Origin of the sequence: Variovorax palleresanus (assembly GCF_051144945.1) — a bacterium.
GTDB classification, from domain to species: Bacteria; Pseudomonadota; Gammaproteobacteria; order Burkholderiales; family Burkholderiaceae_C; genus Variovorax; species Variovorax paradoxus_S.
This window is the reverse complement of sequence record NZ_JBJNVP010000002.1, coordinates 4,206,008-4,222,596: the sequence shown is the minus strand read 5'-3', so window position 1 is coordinate 4,222,596 and position 16,589 is coordinate 4,206,008. Positions and strand designations below refer to the sequence as shown.

The window sequence follows — 16,589 nt, the reverse complement described above, 5'->3', positions numbered from 1 at the left end:
AAGCACTCTGGATGGTGCTGGGCGCCTTCTTGTTCGCCACCATGAGCGTGGTCGTCAAGGTAGCCTCGGCCTGGTTCAACAGCGGCGAGATGGTGCTCGGGCGCGGCCTGATCGGCATCGTGTTCCTGTGGCTTCTGTCGCGCAACCGCGGTGTCTCGTTGGCCACCCGCTACCCCGGCATGCACGCCTGGCGCAGCACCATCGGCGTGGTGTCGCTGGGCGCATGGTTCTACGCCATCGCCCACATGCCGCTGGCCACCGCGGTCACGCTCAACTACATGAGCAGCGTCTGGATCGCGGCGTTCCTGGTGGGCGGCGCGCTGCTCGCATGGGTGCCGGTGCCCGGCCGCGACGGCCGCGTGCAGCGCCCGCCGCTGCAGGGGCCGCTGGTGCTGACGGTGCTCGCGGGCTTCGTGGGCGTGGTGCTGATGCTCAAGCCCTCGGTCAACGCCAACGAAGGTTTCGCGGGCCTGCTCGGTCTGCTTTCGGGCCTCACGGCGGCGTTTGCCTACATGCAGGTGGTGGCGCTGTCGCGCATCGGCGAACCCGAACTGCGTACGGTCTTCTATTTCGCGGTGGGCTCGGCCGTGGCGGGTGCCTTTGCCACGGCCGCCACCGGGTTTTCGGGCGGGGATTCGTGGACGTGGCAGCATGCGCTGTGGCTGCTGCCGATCGGCCTTTTGGCGGCCCTCGGCCAGCTCTGCATGACGCGCGCCTACGCCACGGCCAAGACCCAGGCCGGTACGCTGGTGGTGGCTAATCTGCAGTATTCCGGCATTGTCTTTGCGGCGTTCTACAGTGTGGTGCTGTTCGACGACCGCATCGACGGCGCCGGCTGGGCCGGCATGGCGCTCATCATCGTGAGCGGCATCGCAGCCACCGTGCTGCGCCAGCGCGCAGTGCCCAAGGCGCCGGCCGAAGAACACTGAACCACATCGAACCCATCGACAACGAAGGAACCGCACCATGTACACCACCCTCGTCAGCGTCGAACAACTCCAGCAGCTGCAGGCCGGCGGCGCGCCGCTCATGGTCATCGACTGCAGCTTCGACCTCATGAAGCCCGAGGCGGGCGCGCTGCAATATGCCGCCGCGCACATCCCCGGCGCCGTGTATGCGAACCTCGACACCGACCTCAGCGCGAAACATGGCCTGCCTGGCGCACAGGGCGACGTGGTCGTCGCGCGGGATGACGGCGTGCCGGCCTCGGGCGGGCGCCATCCGTTGCCCAGCCGCGAGAAGTTCGCGGCCTGGTTGTCGAGCGTCGGCTTTTCCAACGACATGCAGGCCGTGGTGTACGACCGCAACGGCGCCAACTACTGCGGCCGGCTCTGGTGGATGCTCAAGTGGATGGGGCACGACGCGGTTGCCGTGCTCGATGGCGGCCTGCAGGCATGGCAGGCCGCGGGCGGCGAAGTCACGAACCGCGAAGAGCCGACGCACTTCCAGTCAAATTTCGTGCCGGGCGAGCCGCTTGCGAAGCTCGTGACCACCGACGCCGTGGTGCGCCGGCTCGGCCAGCCTGACCAGAACCTGATCGACGCGCGAGCCGCCGCACGATATCGCGGCGAGGTGGAACCTCTGGACCCGATCGCGGGTCACATCCCCGGGGCTTTCAATCGGCCCTTCGCCGAAAACCTCGGCCCCGACGGCAAGTTCAAGTCGGCATCGCAATTGCGTGCCGAGTTCGAAGCGCTGCTCGCGGGACGCGATCCGGCGACGGTCGTCCACCAGTGCGGCAGCGGCGTGAGCGCCGTGCCCAACCTGCTTGCCATGCAGATCGCGGGACTGGGGACCACCGCGCTCTATGCCGGCAGCTGGAGCGAGTGGAGCAACACGCCTGGGCTGCCGACCCGGCAAGGCGCAGAACCATGAAACAGATCCGACTTCGACGACGCATTTCATCCGGCTTCGCATTTGCCGCGGCAATGCTCGCGGCAACCCCTTTTCTTTCCGCCGAGGCACAGCAGCAGCATGCGCACGTGCACGGCCAGCTCAAGCTCGACGTGGCCATCGACGGCCCCACCGTCGTGATCAACATGGAGACGCCGCTCGACAACATCGTCGGCTTCGAGCGAGCCCCCAAGACCGATGCCGAGAAGAAGACCGCCGAAGACGCCGTCGCCCAGCTGCGCGCGGCGGACAAGCTCTTTGCCATCGACCCGGCGGCCAACTGCAAGCTCGGCCCGGTCGACCTGCGCTCCGGCGCGCTTGGCCTCGGCAAGCCTGACCCGAGCGAGCCCGAGGGCCACGCGGACCTCGACGCCACCTTCTCTTTCAACTGCACCAACGCGGCCGCGGCAAAGTTCATCGACGTGAATCTTTTCGCCGCATTCAAGGGCACGCGCCAGATCGATGCGCAGATCGCTTCGGCGCAAGGCCAGTTCAAGCGCCAGCTCAAGCGCCCCGGCGGTGCGCAGGCCGCGCAGCCGGTGCGCCTCGGCTGGGGCAAGTAAGGCCGTGAGCACCGCCCCCCAGGGCGAGGCATCGCCACTGCGCGTGGTGCTCGCCGTCGAAGCGCTGCGCTTTGCGTGGCCCGGCATGAAGGCGCCGTGCATCGACATCGAGGCCTTTCGCATCACGGCCGGCGAGTCGGTCTTTCTGCACGGCCCGAGCGGCTGCGGCAAGAGCACGCTGCTCTCCCTTCTGGCGGGCGTGCTGGTGGCCGACGAAGGCCGCGTCACGCTGCTGGGGCACGACTGGTCGCAGCTCTCGGGTGCCGCGCGCGACCGCTGCCGCGTGGCGCACGTGGGCTACATCTTTCAGCAGTTCAACCTGCTGCCCTATCTGAGCGTGCTCGACAACGTGCTGCTGCCCTGCCGTTTCTCGCAGCGGCGTGCATCGCAGGCCGCGCGCAGCGGAAGCCCCCGCGAAGAAGCCGAGCACCTGCTCGACCAGATGGGACTCGACCGCAACCTGTGGAAGCGCCAGGCAATGCAGTTGTCGGTCGGCCAGCAGCAGCGCGTGGCCGCGGCGCGCGCGCTCATCGGCCAGCCTGAAGTGGTGATTGCCGACGAGCCCACCTCCGCGCTCGACGAAGACCGGCGCGAAGCGTTTCTCGACGTGCTGCTGACGGCATGCGCGGTGAACCACAGCGCGCTCGTGTTCGTGAGCCACGACCAGCGCATCGCGCAGCGCTTTGCCCGGCATGTGCTGCTGCCCGAAATCAACCGCGCGGCTTCGATTGCGATGGCGGTGGACGCGTGAAGGCCTGCCGATGAGAGCACTTTTTTCGATCGCCTGGCACAGCGCCTGGAACCGGCGCTTCACGCTGGCGCTCACCGTGTTCTCGATCGCGCTGTCGACCTTTCTGCTGCTCGGCGTCGAACGCATCCGCACCGAGCTGCGCGAGAACTTCGCATCGTCCGTCTCGGGCACCGACCTGATCGTGGGCGCACGCACGGGCTCCACGCAACTGCTGCTGTATTCGGTGTTCCGCATCGGCGCGGCCACCAACAACATCTCGTGGAAAAGCGTGCAGGCGCTGGCCGCGCACCAGGGCGTCGACTGGGTGGTGCCGCTTTCGCTGGGCGACTCGCACCGCGGCTTCTCGGTGCTGGCCACCTCGCCCGAATACTTCACGCGCTTTCGCTATGGCGACCGCCAGCTGCTGAAGCTGCGCGAAGGCAAGCCCTTCAGCGAACTGTTCGACGCGGTGGTGGGGGCCGAAGTGGCCGACAAGCTCGGCTACCACGTCGGCCGGAAGATCACGCTCGCGCACGGCAGCGGCGAGCTCAACACGGCCGAACATACCGACAAGCCCTTCACGGTGGTCGGCGTGCTCGCCCGCACCGGCACGCCGGTCGATCGCACGGTGCACATCGGGCTCGAAGCAATGGAAGCCATCCACCTCGAATGGGTGGGCGGCGCGCCGATGCCGGGCGTGAAGATCCCGGCCGAGCAGGTGCGCAAGTTCGACCTGACGCCGAAGAACGTGACGGCCGCTCTCGTGGGCCTGAAAAACCGCTCTGCGGTGTTCGGCGTCCAGCGCTGGATTTCCACCTACTCCGGCGAGCCGCTGATGGCCATCCTGCCGGGCGTGGCGCTCGATGAACTGTGGAGCGTGATCGGCATCGGCGAGAACGCGCTGCTGCTGATGTCGGCGCTGGTTGCGCTCGTAAGCCTCGCGGGCCTTGTCTCGGTGGTGATGGCAGGCCTGAACGAAAGGCGGCGCGAGCTGGCCGTGCTGCGCGCCGTGGGTGCCGGCCTGCGCCATGTGCTGGCGCTGCTCGCGCTCGAGGGCGCCATGGTCACCGTGCTGGGCGTGGCCTTCGGCGTGGTCATGGCCGTGCTCGGCATCGCCCTGCTCTCGCCATGGCTGCAGTCGCAGTTCGGGCTGACATTGAGTCTTTCAGAACCTACACTGAACGAATGGCTGCTGATGGGAAGCCTGCTGGTGGCGGGCTGGCTCGCAAGCCTTTTGCCCGGCATCCGTGCTTACCGGCTCTCGTTGGCCGACGGCCTCTCACCGAGGATTTGAAACCATGCGCATCGCAAAGAAGACACCCACGCTCCGAGCTTTCACCCGGCTTTCGATGCTGCTCGCTGGCGCCGGCCTCGCTGCCGCCGCGTGGGCCGCCGAACCCGCGCCCAAGGACACGACCGCATCGAACCCGCTCGGCGGCAAGGCTGCACCGCCTGCTGCGGCCAAGGCCGCGCCGGGCCAGCCGCGCCAGATTACCTGGGAAGAACTGGTGCCCAAGGACTGGGACCCGGCCAAGGAATTCAAGGGCATGGACCTGAGTGCACTCAACGACGGCGACCCGCGCGCCAACGAACTGCTCATGAAGATGCAGGAGGTGTCGAACAACGCGCCGACCAATCCGGCCATGAACGGCGCCGACATCAAGATCCCGGGCTTCATCGTGCCGCTCGAAGAGGCCAAGGGCGAGGTGACCGAGTTCCTGCTCGTGCCCTACTTCGGCGCGTGCATCCACACGCCGCCGCCACCGGCCAACCAGATCCTGCATGTGGTCACGCCAAAGGGCGCCAAGTTCCGCGCCATGGACACCGTGTGGGTCACCGGCAAGCTGCAGACCCTGCGCAACGATTCGATGATGGGCGTGAGCGGCTATCACGTGAACGCGACGAGCGTCACCAAGTACGCGGGCGGCGCCAAGTAAGGAGGCCTGTGGTTCTGCGCCGACAGCGCAGGCGGCACAGCACCGACACAGACCGTTGCATCGGCGATGCAAGCTGGCGTCGTCGCGGCACGTGACGCGCCGTTGAAAGAGTTCAGGGCGTGACAAGGTCGGCGCCCATAGGAACTCCAGATGACAACATCATTCCGCCGCGCGTCCGTCGCGCGGCTCCTGACGATCTCGCTGTGCATTGGCGCGCTTGCCATCGCCGGCTGCAACAAGACCGACAACGCGCCCAGCGCCCAGGTACCCGCGCCTCCAGTGGCCGCTGCACCCGCGCCTGCGCCCCCACCTGCGCCAGCCGCTCCAGCGCCTGCGGCCTATACGCCGCCCTCGGCCGAGCAGCTCTACCAGCTCGTCGCTCCCATCGCGCTGTATCCCGACAAGCTGGTGGCGCAGGTGCTGGCCGGCTCCACCTATCCCGACCAGATCACCGCCGCACACGGTTGGCTGGCACAGAACGCAGCACTCAAGGGCGGCCCGCTCGCCGATGCAGCCAACCAGCAGCCTTGGGATCCGAGCGTCAAGTCGCTTACCGCATTCCGCCCGGTGCTGAACCAGATGGCCGGGAACATCGCGTGGACCGAGGCACTCGGCCAGGCCTACTACAACGACCCGGCCGACGTGATGAACGCGATCCAGGTCATGCGGCAGCGCGCGTCGAGCGCAGGCCGCCTCAAGAACAACAGCAAGCTCCGGGTCGCCAGCGCCGCGACGCCGCGGGACTACGTCCCGGCGCCGGACATGCAGCCGGTCTATGCGGGCCCCGCGGTGATCGAACCGCCGCGGCAGCTGATCACCATCGAGCCGGTGCAGCCCGACGTGGTGTACGTGCCGAGCTATGACCCCCAGGTGATCTACGGCGAGCCGGTACCCGTCTATCCCGGCTATGCGTACGCCCGACCCGTCGAGGTCGCGCCGGGCTACAGCCGCGGGCAAGTCGCCGCGGCGGGCGCGCTGGCGTTCGGTGCCGGCGTGATCGTGGGCGCCGCGCTGGAGCGGCACGACTGGGGCTGGAACGCATGGAACATGAACTGGGGCGCACCGCGCTGGCGGGGTCGCGAACCGGAGCGCATCGCGCAGCCGGCCTACGCCCGGCCGGCGGTGGTCTACAACAACAGCACCTACATCTCGCGCTCGACCACCGTGGTCAACAACAACGTGCGGAACGTCTACAACAGCGGCGCGCCCCGCGGCATGCCCCCCGGCGCTCCCTTGCCCCCTGCCGCGGGCAGCCCGGGCTTCGCGCCACAGCCGCAAGCCCAACTGGCACAGCAGCAGCAGCAACAGCGACAAGCACGGCAGCAGCAAGCGTTGATGCAGGAGCAACAGCAAGGCCAGCAACGCGCACAACAACAGGCCCGACAACAGCAGGCGCAACAGCGGCAAGCCCAGGAACAGCAAGCACGGCAGGCACAGCGCCAGCAGCAACAGCAGCAAGAACAGATGCGGCGCCAACAGGCGCAGCAGGCCCAGCAACAAGCCCGCGCCGCCAACCAGCAGCAGCCGCAACAGGCCCGGCTCCAACAGCAGCAACAACAGGAGCAGGTGCGGCGGCAGCAGATGGCGCAGCAGCAACAGGCGCGCGCCGCCAGCCAGCAAGCCCAGCAACAGCAGCAGCACACATTGCAGGAGCGCCAGCGCCAGCAGCAGACGCAGCAAACCCAGCAGCAGGCCCAGCAGGAACAGTCACGGCGCCAGCAGATGCAACAGCAACAGCAGGCGCAGCAGCAAGCGCGTGCGGCCCAGCAACAGCAGGCGGCTCAACAGCAGCAGATACAACGGCAGCAGGCGCAGCAGCAACGGGCCCAGAACGAGGCCCTGCAGCAACAGGAGCAGATGCGCCGCCGGCAACAGCAACAGCAACAGCAACAGCAACAGCAACAGCAACAGCAACAGCAGCAAGCGCAGGCCGCGCGCGCGCAACAGCAACAACAGGCGATGCAACAACAGCAGCAGCAACGCCAGCAGCAGATGCAGCAACAGCAGGCACACCAGGCGCAGATGCGCCAGCAGCAGCAGCAACAAGCCCAGCAGCACGCGGCAGCAGCAGCCGCTGCGGCCGCCGCCAAACGACCGCCGCGCCGCCCCGGCGAGCCACCGGGACAACAGCCCTGAGGCGTGCTGCCCCGGCGCTGCTTACTGCTTGCCGGTCTCGGTCAGCAGGCGCGTGACAAGGTAGATGCGCGGCACGATCGAATCTCGATGTACTCGTCGCGTGCGTGGCAGCCAAAGCCGGTGCTTCGACTCGCGCCCTACGGCAACTCCCGTCCGCTGGCCGGGTCGGCGGTGGAGGGCAAGGCGCCGCGCAGCAGCGGCGGCGCGAGCTTGCGGTTGCCCGTGGCGGTTTCCTGCGGAGCGGGAATGAGCCGGGTGCCTTCCATGCTGATGCTGCCGTTGCCGCGGTTGGGTGAGCTTGCGAGCGGTGCCTCGGGCAGCACGGGAGCGGCGTTCACGTTGCGCAGCATGATGTTGTCGGTGTTCGGCTGCACCTGCTTCTGCAAACCGCGGATCTCGTCGTAGCGGTCGTAGGCGAAGGCCTCGGTCGAGGCACCGTCGCGCATCACCGCAGGGCGCAGAAACATCATGAGGTTGCTCTTGTTGCGCGTGCGGTTCTCGTTCTTGAACAGGTTGCCGAGCACCGGGATGTCGCCGGCCAGCGGCACCCTCTCGATGCTGGTGTTGTAGGTGTCCGACAGCAGGCCACCCAGCATGATGAGCCCGCCGTCCTCGACCAGCACGCTCGATTCGATGGAGCGCTTGTTGGTGGTGGGGCCGTTGGCGTTGGCCATCGTGGCCGCATCGACGTTCGAGGTCTCCTGGAAGATCGTCATCTTCACGGTGCCGTTCTCGTTGATGGTCGGGCGCACACGCAGCGTGAGGCCGACGTCCTTGCGTTCCACCGTGGTGAACGGGTTGATGCCCACCGAGCCCGAGGTGCTCGCGTACTGGCCGGTGACGAAGGGCACGTTCTGGCCGATGACGATCTTGGCTTCTTCGTTGTCCAGCGTCAGCAGGTTGGGCGTCGAGAGCACATTGGCATCGCCGTCGCTGCTGAAGAAGCTGGCGATGGCGCCCAGGATGTACTGGCCACCGATCTTGCCGGCGATGCCCAGGTTCAGTCCCGGCCGAATCGACGACGCCAGGCCGGCGGCATTCCGGGTGGCCAGCGCCTGGGTCAGTGCCAGGATGTTCGTCCCGTTGAGGCTGGAGTTGGTGCCGATGACACCGTTGCTGCCCAGCGCGCTTTGCCACTGGACGCCGAAGCTTGCGGCCTTGCTGGCGCTCACCTCGACGATCAGCGCCTCGATCATGACCTGGGCGCGCCGGCCGTCGAGCTTGTCGATCACCGCGCGCATCTGGCGGTACTGCGGCTCGGGCGCCGTGATGATCAGCGAGTTGGTCGACGGATCGGCCTGGATCTGGCCGCCGGTCGACGGCTGGTTGGCGTTGTTCAGCGGCGCATTGGCGCCGGCCGAGCCACCTTGCCCGTTCATGCTGTTCTGCATGGCCTGCTGCGCTACAGGACTGTTGCCGGCGGCGCCCGGGGCACCCGGCGTCGTGGACTGCTGGTTTGCCGCCATCGCGGCGCGCAGCGTGGCCGCCAGGCGCACCGCATCCGCGTTCTTCAGGTAGACCACGTAGATGTTGCCAGCCGCTCCGTTGCTGCTCTCGGCGGGTGCGCGGTCCAGCTTCTCGACCAGCGTGCGAACGAGTTGCGCGCGCGCCGGGTTGGCCGCACGCATGAGCACCGAGTTGCTGCGCGGATCGGCCAGCAGCGTGGTGCGAAACGATGTGTCGGCGACACCTGCTGCAGCGGCACTCGTTGCGCCCGAGCCACCGCCGTCGATAAGCCGCTGCACCAGCGGGATCAGGTCGGTGGCGATCGCGTGCCTGAGCTGGATGATCTCGACGTCGGACGCTTTGGGTACATCGAGCGCCGCGATGATGCGCGCGAGCCGGCGCATGTTGTCGGCGTACTCGGTGATCACGAGCGAGTTGTTGCCCGGGCTCAGGTTGACGGCGCTGTTCGATGAAATCAGCGGGCGCAGCACCGGCAGGAGGCTGCCCGGCGACTCGTAGTTGAGCCTGAAGATCTGCGTGACGACCTGATTGCTGCCCGACGACGACATGGCGCCGATCGACGTGTTGACCGTGTTGCTCAGCACCTTGGCGCTGGCCTCGGGCACCACCTTGTAGAGGCCGTCGGCCTCCACCACCGCGAAGCTCTGCAGACGCAAGGCCGCGGCGAACTGATCGAAGGCGGTCGTCGGCTGGACCGGGCGGTCGGTGAAGAGGCTCATCGTGCCCTTGACGCTCGGGTCGACCACCACATCACGCCCCGTGATCACCGCCATGGTGCGCGCCACGGCCTCGATGTCGGCTTCGTAGAAGTTCAGCGTGATCGGCTCGGTGCGACGGGGCGCCGCTGCGGCTCTGGCCGGTGCGGGAGCCTCTGTGGGCCGTGTCTGGGCAACCGCCTGAAGGGTGACCCGCAGCGACCTGCCCTGTATCTCTGCCGTGTAGAGCGTCGGCTGCCGGAGATTCAGTACCACCCGGCTGCGCTCGCCTGCCTGGACCACGTTGATCGAGCGCAGGTTGGGTTGATCCACTTCGATGGCGGTGCGCCCCACATCGTTGGTGGCGCCAGGAAAGTCGATTGCAATACGCGCGGGGCTCTGAACCGAAAACCCGCTGGGTACGGCGGCGAGCGGCTGTGCCAGATCGATCTGGATGACCTCGACACCCTGTTGCATCGAACCCGCAACCGCCTTGATCGCATTTTGCGCATGGGCCACGCCGAACGCGCTGGCCGCAAGCAGGCTCAAGCCAACGGCACGGACGCGGCGCGCACTCAAGCCGAACGGACCCGCAACCGCGTCGCTCGCGCCTTGCCTGATCCGCCCGATGGGATCAGCGGAAAAAGGGCAAGAGACGGGAGAGCGAAAAGAAGGGCAGAAGGGACAGCGGTCATCCGCAAATGTAACTCAACGTTAAATGCATTATCTTCAGTAACGACGCTGTCGGCAAGCGCGGGTGGGCCATGGCGCAACAGCCGATGGCGTGACGGGCCGGGCGCGCAGAGGCAGCCGGCAGAGCGCGCCCGGGACGCGAGTCGCCCCCCCGTCAGCCCTTGCCGCCGCGCCCGGTTTTCTTCGCCGCCGCAACTTTGCGCGCTGGCTTCAACGACGGTGCTTCGCGCGCAGATTTCATGTGCCCGCTCTCGCCCATCGTCATGCCGATGATCTTCGCGAGTTGCCGGCTGACGCTCACATAGGCGTGGCCGATGCGGCTGTCGAAGTACAGCGAGTCGCCGCGCGCGAGCCGCACGACCTTGCCATTGTCGAAGTGCACTTCGATTTCGCCAGACAGCACATAGGCGAACTCCTCGCCCGCGTGCCGCACGAAGTCTTCGGGGCCATGAATGCGGCGCGCATGCACGGTGCCGACGATCGGGCTCATCTGCTTGCCGGCTGCCGTGGTGCCCAGGAACTCGTAGGCGATCGACAGGCCGCGGTACACCACGCCCTTGCCCGCGCGGGTGACGACCGGCCCGTCGAGCTGTGCGGGCTTGACGCCCGCGCCCGCGAACATCGCGTTCATGTCCATCTCCAGCGCGCGGCCGAGCGCGGTGAAGTTCTCGTATCCGAGCGCGAGCTGCCCGCGTTCCGCGCGCGAGATGGTGGTGATCGACACGCCCGAACGCTCGGCCAGCTGCGCCAGCGTCCAGCCGAAACGCTTGCGCGCGCTGCGCAGGCGGTGGCCGAAGGTGGTGCGGTCCAGCGCGAGCTGCTCGCCCTTCGGCTTGGCCGCTGGCTTGGTGCCCGGCTTGGTCCCCGTGTGTGGATTCACGCTTGGCTCTCTCTTGTAGTGCACCGCGATTCTGCCAGCCCGATGCCGGGCCTTCCGCTCCAGATCCTCGTTCTGTGCGCATGAAATTTGCGCATGCGCAAATTGCATTCACGCAAATTTCACCAGCACGATGCAGCGAGTCTCGTTGTAGTGATAACGATTTAATTTGCGTATACGCAAATTTGTACCTACACTTTTCACCCATGACTTCCAACACACCAGCGCCCGTTGCGGCCGACTACCTCGTGATCGGCGGCGGCATTGCCGGGGCTTCGGTGGCCCATTGGCTTGCCCCGCACGCCCGCGTGATCCTGCTCGAGCGCGAAGCCCAGCCGGGCTATCACTCCACCGGCCGTTCGGCCGCGCTCTTCATGGAAAGCTACGGCACGGCGCAGGTGCGCGCGCTCACCATGGCGAGCCGCGCTTTTCTCGAACACCCGCCCGAGGGCTTTGCCGAGCACCCGCTGCTCACGCCGCGCGGCGCCTTGATGGTGGCAGGCGCCGAGCATGTGGCCGAACTCGACGCCCACTGGGAAGTGCTGCGCGCCATGAACACGGGCGCGAAGCGGCTCAGCGGCGAAGAGGCGCTCGCGATGGTGCCGGTGCTGCGGCCCGAGCACGTGGCCGGCGGCGTCTACGAGCCCGAGGCGGCCGACATGGACGTGCACGCCATTCACCAGGGCTATCTGCGCGGCATGCGGCAGGCCGGCGGCAAGCTGGTGTGCGATGCCGGCGTGACCGCCATCGAGCGCATCGGCGAGCGCTGGCGCGTGACGGCCGGCGGCACCGTCTATGAAGCGCCGGTGGTGATCAACGCCGCGGGCGCGTGGGTCGACACCATTGCGCAAATGGCGGGCGTGCAGCCCATCGGCATCGAGCCACGGCGGCGCTCGGCCTTCATTTTCGCGCCGCCCGAAGGCAGCGGCGGCAGCGTGGCGCACTGGCCCATGGTGTTCAGTGCCGACGAAGGCTGGTACATCAAGCCCGACGCCGGCATGCTGCTCGGCTCCCCGGCGAATGCCGACCCCGTCGAACCGCAGGACGTGCAGCCCGAGGAACTGGACATCGCCATCGCCATCCACCGCATCGAGGAAGCAACCACGCTCGCCATCCGGCGGCCCACCCGCACCTGGGCCGGCCTGCGTTCCTTCGTGGGCGATGGCGACCTGGTGGGCGGTTTCGAACCCGATGCACCCGGCTTCTTCTGGGTGGCGGCGCAGGGCGGCTACGGCATCCAGACATCGGCGGCCATGGGCGAGGCGTGCGCCGCACTGGCGCGCGGCCTGCCGCTGCCGGAGCGCATCGCGGGCTTCGGTCTCACGGCTGAAATGCTCGGCCCGCAGCGTCTGCGCGCAGCGGCTGTGGCCCAGGGTTGATCAAGAACCGGCTCAATCGGGCGCGTTCATCACCCGGTCGAATTCTTCGTCCGCGGGAACGTTGTCGGCGTCGAGTTCGCTGGCATCGGTCAGGTCGATGCCGGTTTCGTCCGACAGGTCGTCGGTGGCTTCGGATTCCGATTCGGACTCTTCGAAATCATCGACAGGCGAGTCGTCGTCATCCTCTGTCGATGGCGGAGCAGAACGCTTCTTGGCGTCGACGTTGTTCATGATCGGTTCCTCGGCGATAGCATGGGCGAGACATTCGTCATACCCCCAATGGTGCACCTCTTTCGGGTGCCGTGCGCCATTCCCCGGACAGGTGTGGGTTTCGGAAAGTATCCATCCGGTGCCGGTCAGTCCTTGTGCGCCGGGGCGCCCTCGCCTTCGTGCGCATGGCCATGCTCTGCGTGGCCGTGTTCCGCATGGCCGTGGTCGTGCTCGCCGTGCGCGAGCCGGCTCACCAGCGTGACAAGCGCAATGCCGACGATCAGCCATGCGATCTGCGCCGCGGTCTGCCGCGCGGGCAGTCGTTTCTGCAACTGGGGAATCAGGTCGGCCAGCGCCACGTAGACAAAGCTGCTGGAGGCCAGCACCAGGAAGTACGGCAACAGGCCGTGCAGCCGATCGACCAGCCACCACCCTACGACGCCGCCGAGCATGGTCATGGTGCCGGCCAGCGACACCTTGACCAGCGCCGCACGCTGGTTGGCCGAACTCTGCCGCAGCACCACCAGATCGCCGATGTGATGAGGGATTTCGTGCGCGAGCACGGCGACGGCCGCGACCAGCCCGAGGCGGATGTCCGCGATGAAGGCCGACGCGATCAGGATGCCATCGCCGAAGCAGTGCACGCTGTCGCCGGTGAGCACTGCCCAGCCGCCGCCCGCGCGGGGTGCGTGGCCGTGGCTGTGATCGCCGTGATCGTGATGCGCATGGCCGTGATCGTGATCGTGATCATGCGCGTGCCCGGCCGCCTGGTGCCCCACCGGTCCCGGCAGAGCGTCGCCGTGGTGATGCTCGTGTCCGTGGTGCCAGAGCTCGGCCTTGTCGAGCAAGAAGAAGAACACCAGGCCGAACAGCAGCACGCCGAACAGCATCGCGGGCTCGATGCGGCTTTCGAAGGCTTCGGGCAGCAGGTGCATGAAGGCCGTGGCGAGCAGCGCGCCTGCGGCCAGGCTCAGCAGGTGCTGCGAATTCACGCCGCCCGACCCGCTGCGCACACCCACGCGCAGGAGCAAGGCGGCCAGCCACACGCTTCCGATGCCGGCGACCAGGGTGGCCAGGATGATCACTATCAAATTCATAGCTGCAATGTCGATGGGCATCGATACCCGATACCGTTCATAAAAAGAGAAAAGGCCGTCACTGGGACGGCCTTCGGCGGTGGGTGGCTACAGGCTGTCGTCAGACGACGCCATTGGCTTTGAACCAGGCGGTGGCGCGCTGCCATCCGTCTTCGGCCGCGCTCTTTACATAGCTCGGGCGATAGTCGGCGTGGAACGCGTGGCCTGCTTCGGGATACACGACGAAGCTCGAAGCCTTGGCAGCCGGGGTTCCATTTGCCAACGCTGCTTTCATCTTATCAACCGTGTCAAGCGGGATGCCCTGGTCCTTGCCGCCGTAGAGGCCGAGCACAGGCGCCTGCAGGTTGGCCGCGACGTCGATCGGGTGCCGGGGCGTCAACTCGCCGGGCTGGCCGACCAGCCGGCCATACCAGGCCACGCCGGCCTTGACCTTGCCGGTGGCGGCATAGAGCCACACGAAGCGCCCGCCCCAGCAGAAGCCGGTGATGCCGGCCTTGGCCACGTTGCCGCCGTTGGCCGATGCATACGAAAGTGCGCCATCGAGATCGGCCAGCACCTGCGCATCGGGCACCTTGCTCACGATGTCGGCCTGCAGCTTGGGGATGTCGGTGTAGCCGCGCGGGTCGCCCTGCCGCGCATAGAGCTCGGGCGCAATGGCTAGATAGCCCAGTTGCGCGAAGCGGCGGCAGGTATCGGCGATGTACTCGTGCACGCCGAAGATTTCCTGGAGCACCAGGATCACCGGCAGACCGGTCTTGCCCGCGGGCGCGGCCGCATAGGCCGGCACCTCGAAACCGTTGACGGTGTACTTGATCGGCCCGGCCTTCAGGCCTTCGGCCGAGGTGCTGATCGCGGTCTGCGCCATGACCGGCATGACGGCGGCCGCGTAGCCCACGCCAATGGCGGCCTTGAGTGCAGTGCGGCGCGTGGCGCCCTGCTCTGTGCTCTCGCCGGGGCGAAGCGAATCGAAATCGGAACGGCTGTCGTCGCGAAGGGACATGGGTAGAGCTCCAGTTGAATCGTCGAACAAAGGGGCATGCGCCAAAACGCACGCCGCAATGTAGGCGAAATCAGCCCGGCCCGTGCGTCATCAGGTTGATGCCCGCCGTGCACTAGTCGCGATACGCGCGCCGGGCCAATGCCGAAGCCAGCACCTGCGCCGGGTCGACCAGGCTCAGCCCGGCCGCAGCGGCCGAACCCTGCAGCCCGAGCGGCACCTCGGTGCAGCCCATGATGATGGTGACCGGCCCATGGCGTTCGGCGAGCCGCAGCGCCACGTGCGAAAAGCATTCTTCGGCGAGCCGCATGTTGCCCGCCTTGACCCCCTCGAAGATGCCACGCGTGATGAGGCGGCGTTCTTCCGCCAGCGGCACATGGCATTCGAGCCCCGCCTGGGCCAGCGCCTGCTCGTAGAGCCGCACGCGGTAGGTACCCTCGGTGGCCATCAGCGCCACGTTGCCCGCATCCTGCGCCGCAAGATGCTGCGCCACCTCGCGCGCCATGTGCAGCAGCTCGACCTGCGGAAAACGTTCCTGCAGCCGGTCATGCCAGGCATGCGCGGTGTTGCAGGCAATGGCCACCGCCTGGCTGCCCAGCGCGGCAAGGCGCCCCAACGCCTGCAGCATCGGTTCGAGCGGCTGGTGCCCGCCGCTCTCGGGCGAGCCCAGCGCATCGGTGCGGTCAGGCACCGGCACCTGCGCCAGCCAGTGCTCCGGAAAAGACTGGTCCCGCACCGGTTCCCCGCGAGAGCGCATCTGCTGGGCGCAGGCCTGCACGAACAGCCGAACGAAGTCGGCCCCCGCCGCAGGGCCCATGCCGCCCAGAATGCCAACTACGTTCGTCGAAGCCATTGCGTATTACGTATTGCGGTCAGGTACGTATTGCGGTCAGGTCGCTGGCTTGTCCGAAGGCGCCTTGATGTTGTCCTTGAGCTGCTGGCTCATGGGCAGGTTCAGCGGCGCGTTCTTCGGCGGGATCGGCGACATGAACCACTTGGTGTAGAGCTTCTCGAATTCGCCGCTCTTCATCATGCCAATGAACGTGTCGTCCACCAGCTTCTTGAAAGCCGGGTCGTCCTTGGGCAGCATGCAGGCGTAGGGCTCGACCTGAAGCGCGTCGCCCACCACCTCGTAGTCGGCCGGGTTCTTGGCGTTGGCGATGAGGCCATACAGCAGGATGTCGTCCATCGCAAACGCCAGGGCACGGTCGCTTTCCACCAGCAGGAACGCGTCGGCGTGGTCCTTGCCGAGCACGATGTCCATGTCGAGATTCTTCTCGGTGTTGTACTTGCGCATGACCAGCGCGTTGGTGGTGCCGGTGGTGCTGGCCACCGTCTTCTTGGCCAGGTCGGCGTAGTTCTTGATCTTCGAAGATTTTTTGACCAGCAGCCGCGTACCCGTATAGAAATGGTTCACGGCAAAGGCCACGTCCTTGCCGCGCGCGCTGTTGTTGGTGGTGGAGCCGCACTCCAGGTCCACGGTGCCGTTGGTGATCAGCGGAATACGGTTCTGCGAGGTGACGGGCATCAGTTGCACCTGCAGGTTGGGCTTGTTGAGCTTCTTCTTCACCGCCTCGACCACGGCGTTGGAGAGTTCGACCGAGAAGCCGATGGGCTTGTTGGGGCCGTCCAGGTAGCTGAAGGGCACCGACGACTCGCGGTAGGCGAGCGTGATCTTGCCGGACTCGGCAATCTTGGCCAGCGTGTCGGCGGCCTGGACGCCGGTGGCGGAAAACAGCACCACGGCAGCGGCGGCCATCAATGCGGAGAGTTTCATGCGAGCCTTCTTCAGATGGTTGAACGGAGCGGCCAGTGTAAGAAGGAGTGACGCACTCCGACAATTCCAATTGAACCCTGGGCCATACCCAAAGGTTATGGGCTGCAGGGCATGCGGTTTGGCTATGGGCCACGGCGC

At 66.9% G+C, this 16,589-nt stretch carries 15 protein-coding genes; 8 read left to right on the top strand and 7 right to left on the bottom strand.

Annotation, left to right across the window (positions count from 1 at the left end):
• Positions 1-11: 11 nt before the first annotated feature.
• The 7 genes from ACJ7Z0_RS23665 (at position 12) to ACJ7Z0_RS23635 (ending at position 7,259) form a co-directional block, all read left to right on the top strand.
• Entirely contained in the window at positions 12-929 is a 918-nt protein-coding gene (locus ACJ7Z0_RS23665) for a DMT family transporter (RefSeq protein ID WP_434792716.1), read from the top strand.
• Between the two features lie 37 nt (positions 930-966).
• Positions 967-1,875: a sulfurtransferase gene (locus ACJ7Z0_RS23660; protein ID WP_434791777.1), complete on the top strand. Its 909-nt coding sequence runs from the start codon at positions 967-969 to the stop codon at positions 1,873-1,875.
• Positions 1,872-2,456, top strand: a complete 585-nt coding sequence (locus ACJ7Z0_RS23655; RefSeq protein ID WP_434791776.1) for a DUF2796 domain-containing protein — start codon at positions 1,872-1,874, stop codon at positions 2,454-2,456. Before ACJ7Z0_RS23660 ends, ACJ7Z0_RS23655 begins: the two co-directional genes overlap by 4 nt.
• A 4-nt stretch (positions 2,457-2,460) precedes the next feature.
• Positions 2,461-3,207: an ABC transporter ATP-binding protein gene (locus ACJ7Z0_RS23650; RefSeq protein ID WP_434791775.1), complete on the top strand. Its 747-nt coding sequence runs from the start codon at positions 2,461-2,463 to the stop codon at positions 3,205-3,207.
• Positions 3,208-3,217: 10 nt separating this feature from the next.
• Entirely contained in the window at positions 3,218-4,480 is a 1,263-nt protein-coding gene (locus tag ACJ7Z0_RS23645; RefSeq protein WP_434791774.1) for an ABC transporter permease, read from the top strand.
• 4 nt (positions 4,481-4,484) lie between these two features.
• A complete protein-coding gene (locus ACJ7Z0_RS23640; RefSeq protein ID WP_434791773.1) occupies positions 4,485-5,123 on the top strand; it encodes a DUF3299 domain-containing protein in 639 nt (212 codons plus the stop codon).
• A 150-nt stretch (positions 5,124-5,273) separates the two neighbouring features.
• Positions 5,274-7,259, top strand: a complete 1,986-nt coding sequence (locus ACJ7Z0_RS23635; RefSeq protein ID WP_434791772.1) for a DUF3300 domain-containing protein — start codon at positions 5,274-5,276, stop codon at positions 7,257-7,259.
• Between the two features lie 137 nt (positions 7,260-7,396).
• Here the strand turns inward: ACJ7Z0_RS23635 and gspD are convergent, their stop codons facing one another.
• Both gspD and ACJ7Z0_RS23625 read right to left on the bottom strand, forming a co-directional pair.
• Positions 7,397-9,970: a type II secretion system secretin GspD gene (gspD, locus tag ACJ7Z0_RS23630; RefSeq protein ID WP_434791771.1), complete on the bottom strand. Its 2,574-nt coding sequence runs from the start codon at positions 9,968-9,970 to the stop codon at positions 7,397-7,399.
• A gap of 298 nt (positions 9,971-10,268) precedes the next feature.
• Entirely contained in the window at positions 10,269-10,994 is a 726-nt protein-coding gene (locus ACJ7Z0_RS23625) for a helix-turn-helix domain-containing protein (protein ID WP_431123324.1), read from the bottom strand.
• Positions 10,995-11,197: 203 nt separating this feature from the next.
• Between ACJ7Z0_RS23625 and ACJ7Z0_RS23620 the strand changes: the two genes are divergently transcribed.
• Complete coding sequence (locus tag ACJ7Z0_RS23620; RefSeq protein ID WP_434791770.1) at positions 11,198-12,370, top strand: NAD(P)/FAD-dependent oxidoreductase; 1,173 nt, start codon at positions 11,198-11,200, stop codon at positions 12,368-12,370.
• Between the two features lie 12 nt (positions 12,371-12,382).
• Here the strand turns inward: ACJ7Z0_RS23620 and ACJ7Z0_RS23615 are convergent, their stop codons facing one another.
• From ACJ7Z0_RS23615 to ACJ7Z0_RS23595, 5 genes are all read right to left on the bottom strand, one after another.
• Positions 12,383-12,601 carry a hypothetical protein gene (locus ACJ7Z0_RS23615; protein WP_093018492.1) on the bottom strand — a complete coding sequence of 73 codons (219 nt, stop codon included), beginning with the start codon at positions 12,599-12,601 and terminating at the stop codon, positions 12,383-12,385.
• A gap of 125 nt (positions 12,602-12,726) precedes the next feature.
• Positions 12,727-13,677 carry a ZIP family metal transporter gene (locus ACJ7Z0_RS23610; protein WP_434791769.1) on the bottom strand — a complete coding sequence of 317 codons (951 nt, stop codon included), beginning with the start codon at positions 13,675-13,677 and terminating at the stop codon, positions 12,727-12,729.
• Between the two features lie 100 nt (positions 13,678-13,777).
• A complete protein-coding gene (locus ACJ7Z0_RS23605) occupies positions 13,778-14,677 on the bottom strand; it encodes a dienelactone hydrolase family protein (protein WP_434791768.1) in 900 nt (299 codons plus the stop codon).
• Positions 14,678-14,789: 112 nt separating this feature from the next.
• Positions 14,790-15,527 (bottom strand): aspartate/glutamate racemase family protein, encoded by a 738-nt coding sequence (locus tag ACJ7Z0_RS23600; RefSeq protein WP_434791767.1) that lies wholly within the window; start codon positions 15,525-15,527, stop codon positions 14,790-14,792.
• Between the two features lie 36 nt (positions 15,528-15,563).
• Positions 15,564-16,451, bottom strand: a complete 888-nt coding sequence (locus ACJ7Z0_RS23595; protein WP_434791766.1) for a transporter substrate-binding domain-containing protein — start codon at positions 16,449-16,451, stop codon at positions 15,564-15,566.
• Positions 16,452-16,589 lie beyond the last annotated feature (138 nt).